Below are 15,863 nucleotides of genomic sequence, written 5' to 3'. Positions count from 1 at the left end.
AGCTCTAAAACTAAAAAAAACAAGACTTGGAAGTAACCAAATCTTGCTTTTTATATTTTGATGCTCGTAATCAAGCTATTTTCTGAATGTGCCTTAAGAAGGGAAAAATGAGTGTAATGTTTTTATTGCTAAGATTTTAAAAAGGCTAGTAACAATGCTTGTGTTTTAAATTACCTCCAGCTGCTTGCCAACCTTTATAAAGGCATCTATAGCTTTTTGTATATGTTCCTTTTCGTGAGCTGCAGAAAGCTGAACACGAATTCTTGCTTTTCCTTTAGGAACCACAGGATAAAAGAAACCAATAACGTAAATGCCTTCTTCTAAAAGCATTTTGGCAAAGGTTTGCGAGAGCTTAGCATCGTATAACATTATGGGAACTATAGGGTGAATTCCAGGAATAATATCAAAACCAGCTTTGGTCATTTCTGTTCTAAAAAAGGTAGTATTCTCCTCTAACTTGTCTCTTAAAGTAGTATCGTTAGAAATGATATCAAACACCTTTAAAGTAGCGCCAACAATAGCTGGGGCAAGGGTATTAGAGAATAAGTATGGTCTAGAATGTTGTCGTAAAATATCAACAATTTCTTTTCTGGCAGCAGTAAAACCACCCGAAGCACCTCCAAGCGCTTTTCCATAAGTTCCAGTAATAATATCTACACGATCCATAACATTGTAGTATTCGTGTACACCTCTACCTGTTTTACCAATAAAACCTGTAGAATGGCACTCGTCTATCATTACCAAGGCATCGTATTTATCGGCTAAATCACAAATTTTGTCAAGAGGAGCAATGCGTCCATCCATAGAAAAAGAACCATCGGTTACAATTAGTTTACGTCTGGCTCCCGAAGCTTCTTTTAATTTAGCTTCAAGGTCTTCCATGTTGCTATTAAGGTATCTAAAACGTTGCGCTTTACACAATCTAATACCATCAATAATGGAAGCGTGATTTAGCTCATCCGAAATTATGGCATCTTCTTTTGATAGTAAAGGTTCGAATAAACCGCCATTAGCATCAAAAGCTGCGGCATAAAGAATACAATCCTCCATCCCTAGAAATTCAGCTGTTTTACGTTCTAAAGCTTTATGAATATCTTGTGTGCCACATATAAAACGAACCGAAGATAAGCCAAAACCGTGTGTGTTTAAAGCATCAATTCCTGCTTGAATAACGCTTTCATCAGATGATAATCCTAAATAATTATTTGCACAAAAATTTAGTACATTAGAATTGGAAAGTGTGTTAATTTCAGCACCTTGCTTTGATGTTATTACACGTTCGTTTTTATAAAGTCCACTTTCTTTAATGGCATCTAAATCTGCCTGAAATTGTTGTTTTATAGTTCCGTACATATTATGCGTTTTCTATTTTATAGTTTTGTTTTAAATGTTTAATCATATCTTTTGTCATCGCTTCTAAATCAAAATTAGGCTTCCATCCCCAGTCTGTTCTAGCTATTGTATCATCTATACTATTGGGCCACGAATCGGCAATTTCCTGTCTAAAATCCGGCTTGTAAATCATTTTAAATTTAGGGAATATTTTAGAGATTGATGCTTTTAGTTCTTCTGGGTTAAAACTTATACTTGCAATATTGTAAGATGTTCTGGTTTTAATAGCATTTGTAGGCGTTTGCATCAACTCTATGGTAGCTCGAATGGCATCGTCCATATAAATCATAGGTAAACTTGCGGTTTCATTAAGAAAACATGTAAATGTTTCACCTTTTACAGCGTAATGATACGCATCTACTGCGTAATCTGTAGTGCCACCACCAGGTGAGGTTTGGTGACCAATAACTCCAGGATATCTTAAAGAGCGTACATCTAAACCATATTTTAAAAAGTAGTAGTTAGCCCAATTTTCTCCTGCGGCTTTACTCATACCATAAACCGTCGTTGGTGTTAAAAAAAAATCTTGTGGAGTATTGTTTTTTGGTGCGTTTGTACCATAAACCGCTATAGAGCTGGGGTAGAACACCTTTTTTATCCCGTGTATGCGAGAAGCTTCTAAAACATTGAGAAAGGTTTGATTATTAATCTCCCAAGTTCTTAGTGGTTGCTGCTCTCCACTGGCTGATAATATGGCTGCCATATGATATACCTCGGTAATATCATGCTCTTTAATTACATATGTTATACTTTTAAAATCTGTAGCATCCAAAAACTCAAAATGCCCTTTAAACGATGCATTAAATTTTATATCTGTTGCTATAACATTATCTATACCATAAATGTTCTGAAGCGCTTTGGTTAATACAGAACCAAGCTGCCCGTTAGCGCCAGTAATTAGTATTTTATCTTTCATATTTCTTAGAATAATACAAGTACGAATTTACTAATATGTTAAATAAAGTAATTAAAAATTCTGTTAATTGCTATTAAAAAAGTATTATATTCTACATATATTTATTTTTGAATGTATATTTACTTTTGAAACGGATATTTTTAACATTTAAAAAGTAAATTTTACTGAATATGGAACGACTTGATGATATAGACCTTAAAATATTACGAATTCTTCAGCAAGATTCAAAGAAAACCACTAAAGATATTGCCAAATTACTGCATCTTACGGCATCGCCTGTTTACGAGCGAATAAGACGTTTAGAAAAAAAGGGATTTATAAAAAAATATGTAGCGCTAATAAATAATAAACTAATAGATTGCCCTATAACGGCAATTTGTATGGTGTCTTTGCGCTATCACCACGAAGGGTTTATTGATAAATTTGAAAGACAAATAAAAGCCTTACCAGAAGTGCAGGAATGTTATCACATGGCGGGAAAAGTAGACTTTTTCTTAAAAATAAATTTAAAAAGTCTTGAGGAATACCATGAGTTTGTACGTTTAAAATTATCTAAAATTGAAAATATTGGCGTGTTGGAAAGTTACTTTGTTTTAAAGGAAATTAAAGCGACTACAGAATATCATTTCTAAAAAAAGTATTAAAACTCTGCTACAATTTTATCAAAATAAATATCTTCAAAATTAGTAATAACCTTGTTAGCTTTGGAGTAATCTTGGTTTTTAGAATGAAAACTATCGAAGCCCACGCAATAAATGCCAGCAGATTTTGCAGCCTCAATACCATTTGTGGAATCTTCAATTACCATACATTCATTTTTCTTAAAGCCCGAAGCTTTAGCTGCTTTTTCGAATATTTCGGGATGTGGTTTAGACGCTTTTAAATCGGCACCACTTAGTTTAGCCTTAAAATATTGGTTTAAGTTAAAGCGCTCAAAAATCATGTTAATACTAGACATTGCTGCCGAGGATCCTAACACTAAGGTAAGTTGGTTTTCATGGTAATTTTTTATTAAATCTAGTACACCGTCTATAAGTCCAAAGCTAGAATTTGTATCAAAAAACTGTTTGTAATGTTTACGTTTTATAGCTACTAGGGTTTCTGGAGATTCATTTAGTTTAAAATTATCGCATAAGCGCTTGCATATATTTAGGGTAGATTGCCCTGTGAACGATTCGTAAAGTTCTCTAGATACGTTAATGCCTACTTCGTTAAACATATTGTGGTAGGCTTTGTGGTGCATAGGTTCGCTATCTATAATAACGCCATCCATATCGAAAATAACAGCTTTTAGCATCTTTATTTTTTTTGCGAAGATATAATATTGAGGTTTTTTGTGTGACTTCAGATGGAAAAAAATGTTTAGATTTATTAAGATTATGAAAGATCAACTCCATAGGAACATACAACTAGACAAAACTCCAAAACGTATTGTATCGCTAGTGCCCAGTCAAACAGAGCTATTATGCGATTTAGGCTTACAAGCTTATGTTGTTGGCGTTACAAAGTTTTGTGTGCACCCCAATTATATAAAAACCAAAGCTAAGGTTGTAGGAGGCACAAAGCAGATTGATATTGAAAAGATTAAAGACTTACGACCAGATATTATTTTATGTAATAAAGAAGAGAATACAGAAGATATTGTAATTGCTTGCGAAGCTATTGCACCTGTACATGTCTCTGATATTTTTAATTTAGAAGATAGTTTAGAGTTGATTGCACAATATGGTATTATGTTCAATAAGAAAAAAACCGCACAAAATTTAATACATAACATACATAGTGAGTATGTTTTTTTTAAAAAGTGGGTAGAACACGAGATGGTTTATAACACCATATATTTTATTTGGAAATCGCCTTGGATGGTTGCCGCAAACAACACATTTGTAAATTATATGCTACAGTTGAATAAGTTTAAAAATTACTACAGAGACCAAGTGCGCTATCCAGAAATTGAATTAAAAGAAAATAAAGAGGTTGAACTGGTTTTATTATCAAGTGAGCCTTACCCATTTAAAGAAGCTCACAAAAAAGAGTTACAAGCATTTTACCCAAAGGCAAAACTGCTTTTGGTAGATGGAGAAATGTTCTCTTGGTATGGGTCGCGTTTAAAAAAAGCTTTTACTTATTTTAAATCGCTTCATGAACATCTTTAGGAAACTCTACTTTGCTAATATCGTCCACAAAGTTGTGTATTCGCTTTTCAATTTCCTTTAAACTAATAATTTTGTTGCTGTTAATTTTAATTTTGCCAACCTTACAGAAATGTGTGCTCATAATATTCTCTTTTACTGTAAAATACGAGAATTATGATGATTTGGATGTAATGCTAACGTTAAAGAAACGCTAAACTTACTTCAAAAAAAAAATTAATCTTGTAAAGCGAAAACGCGCTTTAACACATCGGTTGTTCTAGAGCCTATTTTATTTCTAATCTCTTTTTCTTCAACAGCTATCATTGTGTAAACTCCCTTTAAGGCTTCATTGGTAACGTAATCGGTTAAATCTGGGTTTACATTGCTTGTAAAAGGTATAGTGTTGTATTTGTTAATTAGGTTTTTCCAAATATCATCTGCTCCAACTTTATTAAAAGAATTTTTAATAACAGGATTAAACTTGTCATAAAGTGCAGTTTTTGTTTTAGTTGTTAAGTATGTTGTTGCAGCATCATCACTACCTAATAAAATATTTTTTGCATCGGCAAACGTAATGTCTTTAACTGCATTTACAAAAATAGGGGTAGCTTGTTTAACGGCGTCTTCAGCGGCTCTGTTTAAAGCTTTCACACCTTCATCGGCTAGTTTGCCCAAACCAATATCTCTTAAAGCTTTATCTACTTTGCGTAGTTCTTCTGGGAGTAATATTTTAACTAATTCATTTTTGTAAAACCCATCTTCTTGCGTAAGCTTTGTTACTTGTTTGTCTATTCCAAAATCTAAAGCCTGTCTTAATCCAGAGGCTATTTCGGCATTAGTTACTGCGCCACCTTGTGGCAATTGGTCTATTACGCCTTGCAATTCTGCGCAGGCTGTTGCATTAAAAACTAATATAGCTACTATAAATTTACGTATCATGATGTTTTTGGGTATTTATTGTCAAAGATAAACTTATGATTTAAAAAAAATAAGACATCCAATGTTAATATTGAATGTCTTTTAATATATAAACCTAATTAATCCCTCAATTAATTTGATTATCGTTTTACTGTAAGACACTTAAAAATTAAAGAGGTCACATTTATGCGGTTAAAATTTTATTATTTTGCAAAATGTATCAACAAAATTGGGTTGAATACTATTTTAGCACAATACTTGTTATATGTAATGTAAATTGTTATCCAAAAATTTAAAATGAAAGCTAAATCCCTTATAACTCTCTTTTTATTGTTACCAATGTTTTTTTTCGGGCAAATACGAATATCTGAAACAATTAAAACATCCTCGATAGCTTCAGAAACTGAAAACGCACTTTATTTTGTGGACTTTTGGGCTACTTGGTGCGGTCCATGTATTGCGGTAGCTAAACAACTGTCCTCCTTACAACGCCAGTATCCTAAAGACTTTTATATAATGTCCTTAACTCAGGAAAACCCTGATGTAGTTAAGCGTTTTATGAAAAAACACAATGTAGACCTCGCAGTTGCTATAGATTATAAAGGGGAGACGTTTTCTAGATATAATATTTCTAGTTTGCCCTACGGTGTTTTATTTAATGCCAAAGGCGAAAAGCTTTGGGAGGGACATCCTGCCGACTTTAAAACATTTCATATTGAAGGGTATTTAAGCACTAATAAGCAACGAATTTCTGCTGATAAGATGTTTAAGCTGCAATCTTACAAACCTGTTTCCATACAAAAAGAAGTAGCTTTAAAGCATGATTTTGAAATTATAGAGGCAGATGCACCCATTGCTAATTTACAAATTGTAAAAACCCCTGAGTTTTTAGAACTTACCGGAAGCTTAAAACATATTATGGCATATGCCAACAACGTTTATAAAAATCAAGTTAATATACCGGCAAAATTAAACCAAATTTACCGTGTGCGTTTTAAGTACAATACAGAAGCATCTAAAAATAAAGGAGCTACTATTTTAAAATATTTGAAATTAAAGCAAGATAGCAAGCTGGTACATGGAGAGTTGTTGTTTTTTAATTTATCTACTTCGCATTTTTGGGATATTAACCAAATAAATTGGGGAAACGACACGCCAAACTTCTTAATTGGAGATTCTGATATTAAAGCTGATAATGTATCGCTTAACCAAGTAAATTATCAATTGGCTAATTTGCTAGAAATACCTATAGTTACAAACAATGAAACTATTGCCAACGAGTTGCACGATTGGGAGGTACATTATAAATATTTCGATTTAATGGCATCTGGCCTAAAGGATACCTATGGTATTGAAATTGAAAAAAAAATTAGTGAATATCCTGAGTTTATTATAACAAAAAAGACACCTTAAAAGGTGTCTTTTCATTCTACGTAAACAAATTTAAGTTCTAGTTTCCAAGAACTCTAAACTCAGTTCTTCTATTCTTTTGGTGCTCTGCTTCAGAACAATCTACACCATTAGAGCAACGGTTTACTAATCTTGTTTCTCCATATCCTTTTGCCGATAATCTACTTCTAGAAATACCTTTAGATACTAAGTAATTTACAACAGAATTAGCACGTTGTTGCGACAAAGACATGTTAAAATCGTCATTACCTCTAGAGTCTGTATGAGATATTAACTCAATATTTACAGGCTTACTATTAAGTAAAGGTAATAAGGTGTCGTCAATAATTTTCTTAGATGCAGGAGTAATACGAGCGCTACCTAGTTCGTAAAAAATAGGTAATACATTAGCATTTAATAATCCGCAATCTACTTCTTCCCAAGTAGTTAAGCCGCCTTTTTTAGCTAATACAGTTCTTGTAACTGTTTTAGTTTGTGCAGGAATAGTTACGCTTCTGGTTGAGGCAGGAGTAGCTAATACTTGACGTTTAATAGTTTTGTACTCAGCAGGAATTTCAATTTCGTCCATTCTAGCAGGAGTTTTTATCACACGTTTTTGGTAAGTACCGCTTTGCTCAGGAACAGGAATATTGCTAGTTGTAGCATCGTTAGACAATGTTGTAAAGCTTACATCGGTAAATTGTGCAGGATATTCAACAAAACACGCCACCATACAATCTTCTTTGTTTGGAGAATCACAAGCTGTTTCTCTGTATTCCCATCCAGATGTTTTTGGGTAGGTCTCAAAGGTTCTTGAGTTAGATCCAAAAGAAGCAGGTTTAATGTTTAAATCTGTTCTTCCTTCTTTTTTAATGTAAGGTACGTCTATGGTTTCATACGTTGCAGGAACGTAAACAAACCTTTTTGAAGCTTCTTTTACTAAAACACGCTCTTCAACGGTTCTGTAGGTGGCAGGTACAACCTCTAGCTTAGTGTAAGCAGGATAAACTTCAATAGTTTCTTCAACTGTTTTAAATTCATCCTTAGTAATACACTTTACATAGCACTTGCCAGGATCTGGATTTGCAGGTAAATTTTGTGCATGGGACATTCCAAAGCCTAACAATAGCGCTAGGCATAAAATAAAATTTGATTTCATAAAAATTAAGAAATTAGTTAATGGTTAATGTTATATTCTCAATATTGAGACACAATATAATGAATATAGTCACAATTAACATTTGTTAATATTATAAAATGTTAATTTTTATTTAAAATAAACGTTAACTAATTGGTAATCAGATTCTTGTTATGAGAAGATTACAGTCTTATTATTATACACCATTACTTTTCTTTCAGAATGTAGTTTTATGGCATTAGCCAATACAATTTTTTCTAAATCCCGACCTTTAGCAATTAAGTCCTTAATAGTGTAAGCGTGTGTTACTCTAGATACATCTTGCTCTATAATTGGGCCTGCATCTAATTCTTCTGTAACATAGTGGCTGGTAGCACCTATAATCTTCACACCACGTTTGTAGGCAGAATGGTAAGGTTTAGCACCAACAAATGCCGGTAAGAAAGAGTGGTGTATATTTATAATTTTATTAGGATAGTTATTAATAAGCTTAGGAGATACAATTTGCATGTATCTTGCAAGAACAATAAAATCTATATTGTGTTTTTCTAGTAGTTCTAGTTGCTTGTCTTCAGCCTCAATTTTAGTATCTTTTGTAACAGGTATGTGGTAAAAAGGTATTTTAAAATTATCGGCAATTGGTTTTAAATCTTTATGATTACTTATAATAAAGGATATTGTTAAGTTTAATTCCCCAGAATTATAGCGTCCTAAAATATCATATAGGCAATGGTCGTATTTTGAAATGAACAGTGCCATTTTTGGGACTTTATCAGAGGAATAAATACGCCATTTCATCTCCAGCTTATCGGCCAGTTCTTTTTTAAAACAAGCTTTAAAAGTATCTGTAGAAAAATCATCGTTAATAAATTCACTCTCTAATCTCATGAAAAATATATCTTGCTGCCTATCAACGTGCTGATCGAGATATACAATATTGCCATTTTTTTTTGCAATAAAGTTTGTAACACTAGCAATAATATTTGAGCGATCTTTACAATGAATTAAAATTGTAATTTTTTTCATGAGGTATTAATTTACTGCATCAAAAATAAATAAAAACAATTTTAGGGCTAGTAATTGAAAGAATTTTGCAATATGTTTTTAAAATTGAATATTTTTTTGAATTATTCGTAAATTGCAAGACGTAAACTAATTATTTTCTAATAATGAATCAACAAAAACCATATAAGCCAAAGCATAAAATACGAGTTGTAACCGCAGCTTCCCTTTTTGATGGGCATGATGCCTCAATTAACATTATGCGCCGTATAATACAAGCCACTGGTGTAGAGGTGATTCATTTAGGGCATGATAGGAGTGTGGAAGAGGTTGTTAACACCGCAATTCAAGAAGATGTAAATGCCATTTGTATAACATCCTACCAAGGTGGGCACAACGAGTATTTTAAGTATATGTATGATCTTTTAAAAGAAAGAGGCGCAGCGCATATTAAACTATTTGGCGGCGGTGGCGGAGTTATTTTACCTTCAGAAATTAAGGATTTAATGGATTATGGGATTACCCGTATTTACTCGCCCGATGATGGACGAAAAATGGGGTTGCAAGGTATGATAAATGATTTGGTGGAAAAAGCTGATAGTCCTACTCCGGCTCTCCCCAAAAGAGAGCGTGTAATAGAGGCTCTAAAAAGAAAAGATGTTAATGTAATTGCAAGATTAATAAGTTTAGCAGAAAATAAACATAATGAATTCGAGGAAGCTTTTAACACAATAAATCCCTCCTCTTTGGGAAGGTTAGGAGACTCCCCCATATTAGGAATTACCGGAACTGGTGGTGCTGGAAAGTCGAGTTTAGTTGATGAATTAGTGCGACGCTTTTTAATTGATTTCCCAGAAAAAACCGTCGGTATTATTTCTGTTGATCCATCTAAAAGAAAAACTGGAGGTGCTTTATTAGGAGATAGAATTAGAATGAATTCCATCAATAACGCAAGAGTTTATATGCGCAGTTTGGCAACCCGTCAATCTAATTTGGCTTTATCTAAACATGTAAACGAAGCTGTAGAAGTACTAAAAGCTGCTGAATACGATTTAATAATTTTAGAAACTTCTGGGATTGGACAAAGTGATACTGAAATTATAGAACATTCTGATGTGTCTTTATATGTAATGACTCCAGAATTTGGTGCTGCAACCCAACTAGAGAAAATCGATATGTTAGATTTTGCAGACCTTGTAGCTATAAATAAGTTTGACAAACGTGGTGCATTAGATGCGCTTAGAGACGTGAAAAAGCAGTATATGCGTAACAATAACCTTTGGGATACACCCCAAGAAGAATTGCCCGTTTTTGGCACTATTGCCTCACAGTTTAACGATCCCGGGATGAATACCTTATACAAGGCGGTTATGGATGTACTGGTAGAAAAAACTGGTGCTGAATTAAAATCTTCTTTTTCTATCACTGATGAAATGAGTGAAAAAATATTTGTGATACCACCATCTAGAACGCGTTATTTATCAGAAATAGCCGAAAACAATAGAGCTTACAACAAAAAGGTTGAAGCACAGGTAGAAACAACTCAAACACTATATGGAATTTATAAAACTATGTGTTCTGTTGCTCATATTCCTAAAGATAGCGAGATGTCCTATTTGGATAAATATGGTATTGATGGAGAAAAAATTCTGGAAACTGTAACAGGTGATAAAAAAGCCCTTGTTACACTATTGCTAAAAGAATTTGATAAAATTAAAATGAGCCTAAACCCACATAATTGGGAAATTATTTTGGGTTGGGACGAAAAAGTAAATCGTTATAAAAACCCTGTTTATTCGTTTAAAGTAAGGGATAAGGAAATTAAAATTGAAACACATACCGAATCGTTATCGCATACGCAAATCCCAAAGGTTTCACTTCCTAAATATAAAGCATGGGGCGATATTTTAAGATGGTGTTTACAAGAAAATGTTCCCGGAGAATTTCCATATACCTCAGGCTTATACCCCTTTAAGCGTACAGGCGAAGATCCAGCGCGAATGTTTGCGGGCGAAGGTGGGCCAGAACGCACAAACAAACGATTTCATTATGTTAGTGCGGGCATGCCAGCAAAACGCTTATCTACAGCTTTTGATAGCGTAACGCTTTATGGAAACGACCCAGATTATAGACCAGATATTTATGGTAAAATAGGAAATGCAGGTGTTTCCATTTGCTGTTTAGACGATGCAAAAAAACTGTATTCTGGTTTTAATTTGGCAGACCCTAAAACCTCTGTGAGTATGACAATTAATGGGCCTGCACCCATGCTGCTAGGTTTTTTTATGAATGCTGCTATCGATCAACAATGCGAAATTTATATCAAAGAAAATGGCCTTGAGAAAGCGGTAAACTCTAAAATTGAAAAAATATATCGAGGAAAACAGCGCCCTAAATACAATGGAGAACTACCAGAAGGCAATAATGGTTTAGGCTTAATGCTTTTAGGGCTTACAGGAGATAAAGTGCTTCCAAAAAACATCTACGACGATATAAAAAGGAATACCATTGCCCAAGTGCGAGGAACGGTTCAAGCAGATATTTTAAAAGAAGATCAGGCACAAAATACCTGTATATTTTCTACTGAATTTGCACTGCGCTTAATGGGCGATGTTCAAGAATATTTTATAGAAAACAATATTAGAAATTTCTATTCCGTCTCAATTTCCGGATATCATATAGCCGAAGCTGGAGCAAACCCAATTACGCAATTGGCCTTAACCTTATCTAATGGTTTCACGTATGTGGAATATTATTTAAGCAGAGGTATGGATATTAATAAATTTGGACCTAATTTATCGTTCTTTTTCTCCAATGGCATAGACCCAGAATATGCAGTTATTGGTCGTGTAGCCCGAAAAATATGGGCAAAGGCAATGAAAGAGAAATATGGTGCAAATGCAAGGGCACAAATGTTGAAGTACCATATTCAAACTTCTGGTAGAAGTTTACATGCACAAGAAATTGATTTTAATGATATAAGAACCACACTTCAAGCGCTTTACGCTATTTACGATAATTGTAATTCTTTACATACCAATGCCTATGATGAAGCTATAACTACACCAACAGAAGAATCGGTACGTCGCGCTATGGCTATTCAATTAATAATAAATAAAGAATTAGGTTTGGCTAAAAACGAAAACCCTATTCAAGGTGCATTTATTATTGAGGAATTAACCGATTTGGTTGAAGAAGCAGTATTATTAGAATTTGATAGAATTACGGAACGAGGCGGTGTTTTAGGTGCTATGGAAACTATGTATCAGCGCAGTAAAATTCAAGAAGAAAGCTTATATTATGAAACATTGAAGCATAACGGAAAGTTTCCAATAATTGGTGTAAATACATTTTTAAGCAGTAAAGGCTCTCCAACGGTTTTACCTGCTGAAGTGATACGCGCTACAGAGGAAGAAAAACAACTTCAAATAACAACTTTAAAAAATCTACATGACGCTAATGATACCGATTCGCTTTTAAAACATCTACAGCAAACTGCTGTAAACAATGAAAATATATTTGAAGCTCTAATGGAAGTTTGCAAAGTATGTTCTTTGGGTCAAATTACAAAGGCATTATTTGAGGTAGGAGGGCAATATCGTAGAAATATGTAATAAGGCAGCTTATTACTTAATATGATATAAGAGATATTAAAGTTGTAACTACTAATATGGCGTCATCCCAATTTGGTCTATAACAGATACAGATTTATCCACTTTTTTAAGCGATATTTCTAGTTTAGTAACCTTTTGTATTACTATTATAGCTAATGTAATTGAGGCTAAGTCTACTAAATCTGCTACAATATAAGCGTTATTGGCTTCAATAAATGTTTCAATAGTATTTGCTTTATCCAAAACTTTAGAAGCATAATTTCCTACAATACCATTTATAATATAAATTACCCACCACAATACTATAAACCCAGTATTGTCATCAACAATCAAATTAGAATCGTAATTCTTTAAGGTGTCTTGGGTTTTTAAGTAAACTTCTTTCATAGTTTTTACTGGTCTTACCCAATTTATAAAAGGTATGAAGTAGCCCCAAACCGCTTTACTTTCATCATACTCCATATCTACCTTAAGTCTAATTAAATTGCCATAAGCTCTTCTAAACCAGCGTATAAAAAACACTACGGTTGCAACAATACATAAGGTTTGAAGTAACCCTAATGCCACAGATACTGTATCTAAAAGTTCTATTAATTCTAAAGTGTAAGCGCCATTTTCATAACCTTCTAAAACATTGTTTTGGTAAAGATGAAACCCAATTTGCGATATATCAATTAGTGCTAATACAGTAAATATGATGAGTATATGTTTACTTCTTACCGAGTTGTCTCTTAGTTCGCTCATATCATATGAAAATACGTGTTGAAAAAAGCTAAAATATGCATAATACTTGCAAGTATTTATGACTAAAATCACATATTTGTTCTTTTTACATAATTAACGATAAGAGAAAAGAAATAATAAAAAAAGCGGATTATTACAGTTTATAATGTCAGCATCCAATTATGCTGTAACTTTTTAAATTTTTTTAATTCGCGCCTTAAAATTGGTAAAAAATCTTTACCATTACTATTGCTTTTTTCCAAGCGATAGCAGTTTTTATAAAGCATATTAGTTAGCCTTTTTAGGGAAGCAACATGCCTATATTTTCTTTCTGAAAAGCGTTCGCGTTCTGCATTTTCAATCTCTGGAGCTAAGGATACCGATTGTTGTACAATATCGCCAGAAAAATAAATATTAGCGTCCTCAGAACCATCTTCATTAAGCGCTGAAAGATCTTCATTTAAGTATGAAGAAATGCTCTGTGATAAAGCAAAAATCTCTATGGCTTTTTGATAAATCGGTAATTCCGATAGATTTACTGGGGTATTATGCATTTTTATTAAAATTTCATTAGCAATTACTTCAAAATTACTCACAAGATTTTATATTTAACTTTAATAATTAAGGTAAAATTGTATTTTTGATTTAATTTTTATGTTTTATTGTTAATTTATCTTTAGATGCGAATAGATACACTTAATACAAAAATTTTGAAGTGCTTGCAGGAAAATGCAAGACAATCGAATGCCGAAATAGGGCGTAAGGTGGGTATAAGCTCTCCCGCTGTTTCTGAGAGGATAAAAAAAATGGAGGATTTAGGCATTATTGAAGGCTACAAAGCACTGGTTTCTCCTTTTGAAATTGGCTATCAATTAAAAGCCATTATCACTTTAAGAGCTTTTATGGGCAAGTTAAAACCCTTTTTAGAAAAAGTAAAAACCTTTGATGAAGTTGTTAATTGCTACCGTATTACGGGTGATGAGAATATTGTTATGGAAGTAGTTTTAAAAAACCAAAAACACCTAGAATCTTTTATTGATGACTTAATAGTTTATGGAGAATCTAAAACACAAATTGTGTTATCTAGAGTTGTGAAGCAAAAGGAAGTTATTCCAATTTAATGGTTAGTTGTTTTATTTCTACAATTAGTTAATTCGCCAAGGTGGATTTTTTCTGTTTTCTCCTGCTTTGTATAAAATAATGAGATTTCCATCTAAGTCCCTTAAATGCGCCTCTCGCCAAAGCCATGGTTTATCTTGGGGTAAACTTATAAAAGCAACACCTTTTTTTTGAAGTTTAGCAACCAAATCATCTAAATTATCATCTTCAAAATAAATACTTATACCGTTTCCTTTAGGTAATTGCGCTACTAGATGAATTGAAAACGTACTGTTACCTTTAGAACATTCAAAACGTGCATAATGTGGTAATGCCTTTACTATTAATTTTAAGCCTAATGTTTTATAAAAATCTATGGCTTTTTCAACATCTAACGACGGTACGGTAATTTGGTTTAAATCCATAATTAAACAGCTAAAGTGCTTTCAATATGTTTAGCAATCTGTTTTGCATGTATACGGCTATTTTCTATAAACCATTTGTGGGTTTCCATACCACCGCAAATTACACCAGCTAGATAGACACCTTGAATATTAGTTTCCATCGTGTCTTTATCATATTCGGGCAGTTTTTTATCATCATTAGATAAAGCAATCCCAATTTGATTTAACAAATCAAAATTAGGTTTGTATCCAGTTAAAGCTATAACAAAATCATTGGGAATAGTTTTTAATCCTTCGGGAGATTTAAAAGTTAGTTCTTTGGTTTTTATTTCGGTGATTTCAGAATTAAAATAGGCGTTAATACTACCTTCTTTAATACGATTGATAATATCTGGTCGTACCCAATATTTTACGCGCTCACCAATAGCTTCACCACGAATTATCATTGTAACATTGCCACCTTTTCTATAAATTTCTAGTGCTGCATCTACTGAAGAATTACTAGCGCCAACTACCACAATATCCTGCATCGCATATGGGTGTGCTTCTTTGTAATAATGTGTTACTTTTGGTAGGTCTTCACCAGGTATATTTAGTAAATTTGGAATATCATAAAACCCTGTAGCCAAAATAATTTTCTTGGTTTCATACTCATGTTTATCTGTAGTAACTTTAAAATAATTGTTTTCTTTAGAAATGGTTGTTACAGTTTCAAACAAATTAATATTGATGTTGTTTGATGTAGCTACCCGACGATAATACTCTAAAGCTTCATCTCGATTAGGTTTTGGGTTTTTACTAATAAAGGGAATATCATCAATCTCCAACTTTTCAGATGTTGAGAAAAACGTCATATTTTTTGGGTAGTTAAAAAGGGAATTTGTGAGAGCTCCCTTTTCTATAATGAGGTAATTCCAGTTTCGTTTTTTACATTCTAGGGCGCAAGCAATTCCAATAGGGCCACCGCCAATAATTAGTACATCCTTCATTTAAAATATCTGTCTTTTTTGCCTAAATATGTTTTTAAAATGAACAATAAAAATACACAAATACTACCTATTGCAGTAAGTATTATTGTAATATAATTTTAACACGACCAACAGTGTACAAATTATAGTGTTTGTAATAGTGTAT

16 protein-coding genes are annotated in these 15,863 nt (G+C 33.0%); 5 read left to right on the top strand and 11 right to left on the bottom strand.

Going from position 1 to position 15,863, the window contains the following annotated elements; genetic code table 11:
* Window positions 1-165: 165 nt before the first annotated feature.
* Both kbl and CLV33_RS11860 read right to left on the bottom strand, forming a co-directional pair.
* On the bottom strand, window positions 166-1,353 hold the full coding sequence (kbl, locus tag CLV33_RS11865) for a glycine C-acetyltransferase (protein ID WP_042244453.1): 1,188 nt from the start codon (window positions 1,351-1,353) through the stop codon (window positions 166-168).
* Window position 1,354: 1 nt separating this feature from the next.
* Entirely contained in the window at window positions 1,355-2,308 is a 954-nt protein-coding gene (locus CLV33_RS11860; protein WP_105474086.1) for an NAD-dependent epimerase/dehydratase family protein, read from the bottom strand.
* Between the two features lie 170 nt (window positions 2,309-2,478).
* On the opposite strand from CLV33_RS11860, the gene CLV33_RS11855 reads away from it, so the two are divergent.
* A complete protein-coding gene (locus tag CLV33_RS11855; protein WP_042249703.1) occupies window positions 2,479-2,940 on the top strand; it encodes an Lrp/AsnC family transcriptional regulator in 462 nt (153 codons plus the stop codon).
* Window positions 2,941-2,948: 8 nt separating this feature from the next.
* On the opposite strand, the gene CLV33_RS11850 is transcribed toward CLV33_RS11855, so the two are convergent.
* Window positions 2,949-3,605 carry an HAD family hydrolase gene (locus CLV33_RS11850; RefSeq protein WP_105474085.1) on the bottom strand — a complete coding sequence of 219 codons (657 nt, stop codon included), beginning with the start codon at window positions 3,603-3,605 and terminating at the stop codon, window positions 2,949-2,951.
* Between the two features lie 82 nt (window positions 3,606-3,687).
* On the opposite strand from CLV33_RS11850, the gene CLV33_RS11845 reads away from it, so the two are divergent.
* Window positions 3,688-4,464, top strand: coding sequence for an ABC transporter substrate-binding protein (locus CLV33_RS11845; RefSeq protein WP_105474101.1), 777 nt, complete (start codon window positions 3,688-3,690; stop codon window positions 4,462-4,464).
* Here CLV33_RS11845 and CLV33_RS17545 read toward each other — a convergent pair.
* Window positions 4,439-4,585 (bottom strand): hypothetical protein, encoded by a 147-nt coding sequence (locus CLV33_RS17545; RefSeq protein WP_170064014.1) that lies wholly within the window; start codon window positions 4,583-4,585, stop codon window positions 4,439-4,441. The two genes, CLV33_RS11845 and CLV33_RS17545, sit on opposite strands and share 26 nt — an antisense overlap.
* Before the next feature lie 92 nt (window positions 4,586-4,677).
* Window positions 4,678-5,382, bottom strand: a complete 705-nt coding sequence (locus tag CLV33_RS11840; protein WP_105474084.1) for a DUF4197 domain-containing protein — start codon at window positions 5,380-5,382, stop codon at window positions 4,678-4,680.
* A 276-nt stretch (window positions 5,383-5,658) separates the two neighbouring features.
* Here CLV33_RS11840 and CLV33_RS11835 point away from each other — a divergent pair, with 276 nt between their 5' ends.
* The gene (locus tag CLV33_RS11835) at window positions 5,659-6,774 is read left to right on the top strand and encodes a TlpA family protein disulfide reductase (RefSeq protein ID WP_105474083.1); all 1,116 of its coding nucleotides are present in this window, start codon (window positions 5,659-5,661) and stop codon (window positions 6,772-6,774) included.
* A gap of 37 nt (window positions 6,775-6,811) precedes the next feature.
* Here CLV33_RS11835 and CLV33_RS11830 read toward each other — a convergent pair whose 3' ends face one another.
* Together CLV33_RS11830 and purU are read right to left on the bottom strand one after the other, a co-directional pair.
* Window positions 6,812-7,909: an OmpA family protein gene (locus CLV33_RS11830; RefSeq protein WP_105474082.1), complete on the bottom strand. Its 1,098-nt coding sequence runs from the start codon at window positions 7,907-7,909 to the stop codon at window positions 6,812-6,814.
* A 150-nt stretch (window positions 7,910-8,059) separates the two neighbouring features.
* Window positions 8,060-8,914 (bottom strand): formyltetrahydrofolate deformylase, encoded by an 855-nt coding sequence (gene purU, locus CLV33_RS11825; protein ID WP_105474081.1) that lies wholly within the window; start codon window positions 8,912-8,914, stop codon window positions 8,060-8,062.
* Between the two features lie 143 nt (window positions 8,915-9,057).
* Between purU and CLV33_RS11820 the strand changes: the two genes are divergently transcribed.
* Window positions 9,058-12,504, top strand: coding sequence for a methylmalonyl-CoA mutase family protein (locus CLV33_RS11820; RefSeq protein WP_105474080.1), 3,447 nt, complete (start codon window positions 9,058-9,060; stop codon window positions 12,502-12,504).
* Window positions 12,505-12,555: 51 nt separating this feature from the next.
* Here the strand turns inward: CLV33_RS11820 and CLV33_RS11815 are convergent, their stop codons facing one another.
* Entirely contained in the window at window positions 12,556-13,248 is a 693-nt protein-coding gene (locus CLV33_RS11815) for a DUF4328 domain-containing protein (RefSeq protein ID WP_105474079.1), read from the bottom strand.
* A 140-nt stretch (window positions 13,249-13,388) separates the two neighbouring features.
* Window positions 13,389-13,781, bottom strand: coding sequence for a hypothetical protein (locus tag CLV33_RS11810; protein WP_042244564.1), 393 nt, complete (start codon window positions 13,779-13,781; stop codon window positions 13,389-13,391).
* Between the two features lie 126 nt (window positions 13,782-13,907).
* Between CLV33_RS11810 and CLV33_RS11805 the strand changes: the two genes are divergently transcribed.
* The gene (locus tag CLV33_RS11805) at window positions 13,908-14,348 is read left to right on the top strand and encodes an Lrp/AsnC family transcriptional regulator (protein ID WP_042244471.1); all 441 of its coding nucleotides are present in this window, start codon (window positions 13,908-13,910) and stop codon (window positions 14,346-14,348) included.
* A gap of 24 nt (window positions 14,349-14,372) precedes the next feature.
* Here the strand turns inward: CLV33_RS11805 and CLV33_RS11800 are convergent, their stop codons facing one another.
* Together CLV33_RS11800 and CLV33_RS11795 are read right to left on the bottom strand one after the other, a co-directional pair.
* On the bottom strand, window positions 14,373-14,750 hold the full coding sequence (locus CLV33_RS11800; RefSeq protein ID WP_105474078.1) for a VOC family protein: 378 nt from the start codon (window positions 14,748-14,750) through the stop codon (window positions 14,373-14,375).
* A gap of 2 nt (window positions 14,751-14,752) precedes the next feature.
* The gene (locus tag CLV33_RS11795) at window positions 14,753-15,718 is read right to left on the bottom strand and encodes a YpdA family putative bacillithiol disulfide reductase (protein ID WP_105474077.1); all 966 of its coding nucleotides are present in this window, start codon (window positions 15,716-15,718) and stop codon (window positions 14,753-14,755) included.
* Between the last annotated feature and the right edge of the window lie 145 nt (window positions 15,719-15,863).

The organism is Jejuia pallidilutea, assembly GCF_002973595.1.
In the GTDB taxonomy this organism is placed as follows: domain Bacteria; phylum Bacteroidota; class Bacteroidia; order Flavobacteriales; family Flavobacteriaceae; genus Jejuia; species Jejuia pallidilutea.
Note: the sequence above shows the minus strand (reverse complement) of the source record. Positions and strands in the feature narration are given on the sequence as shown.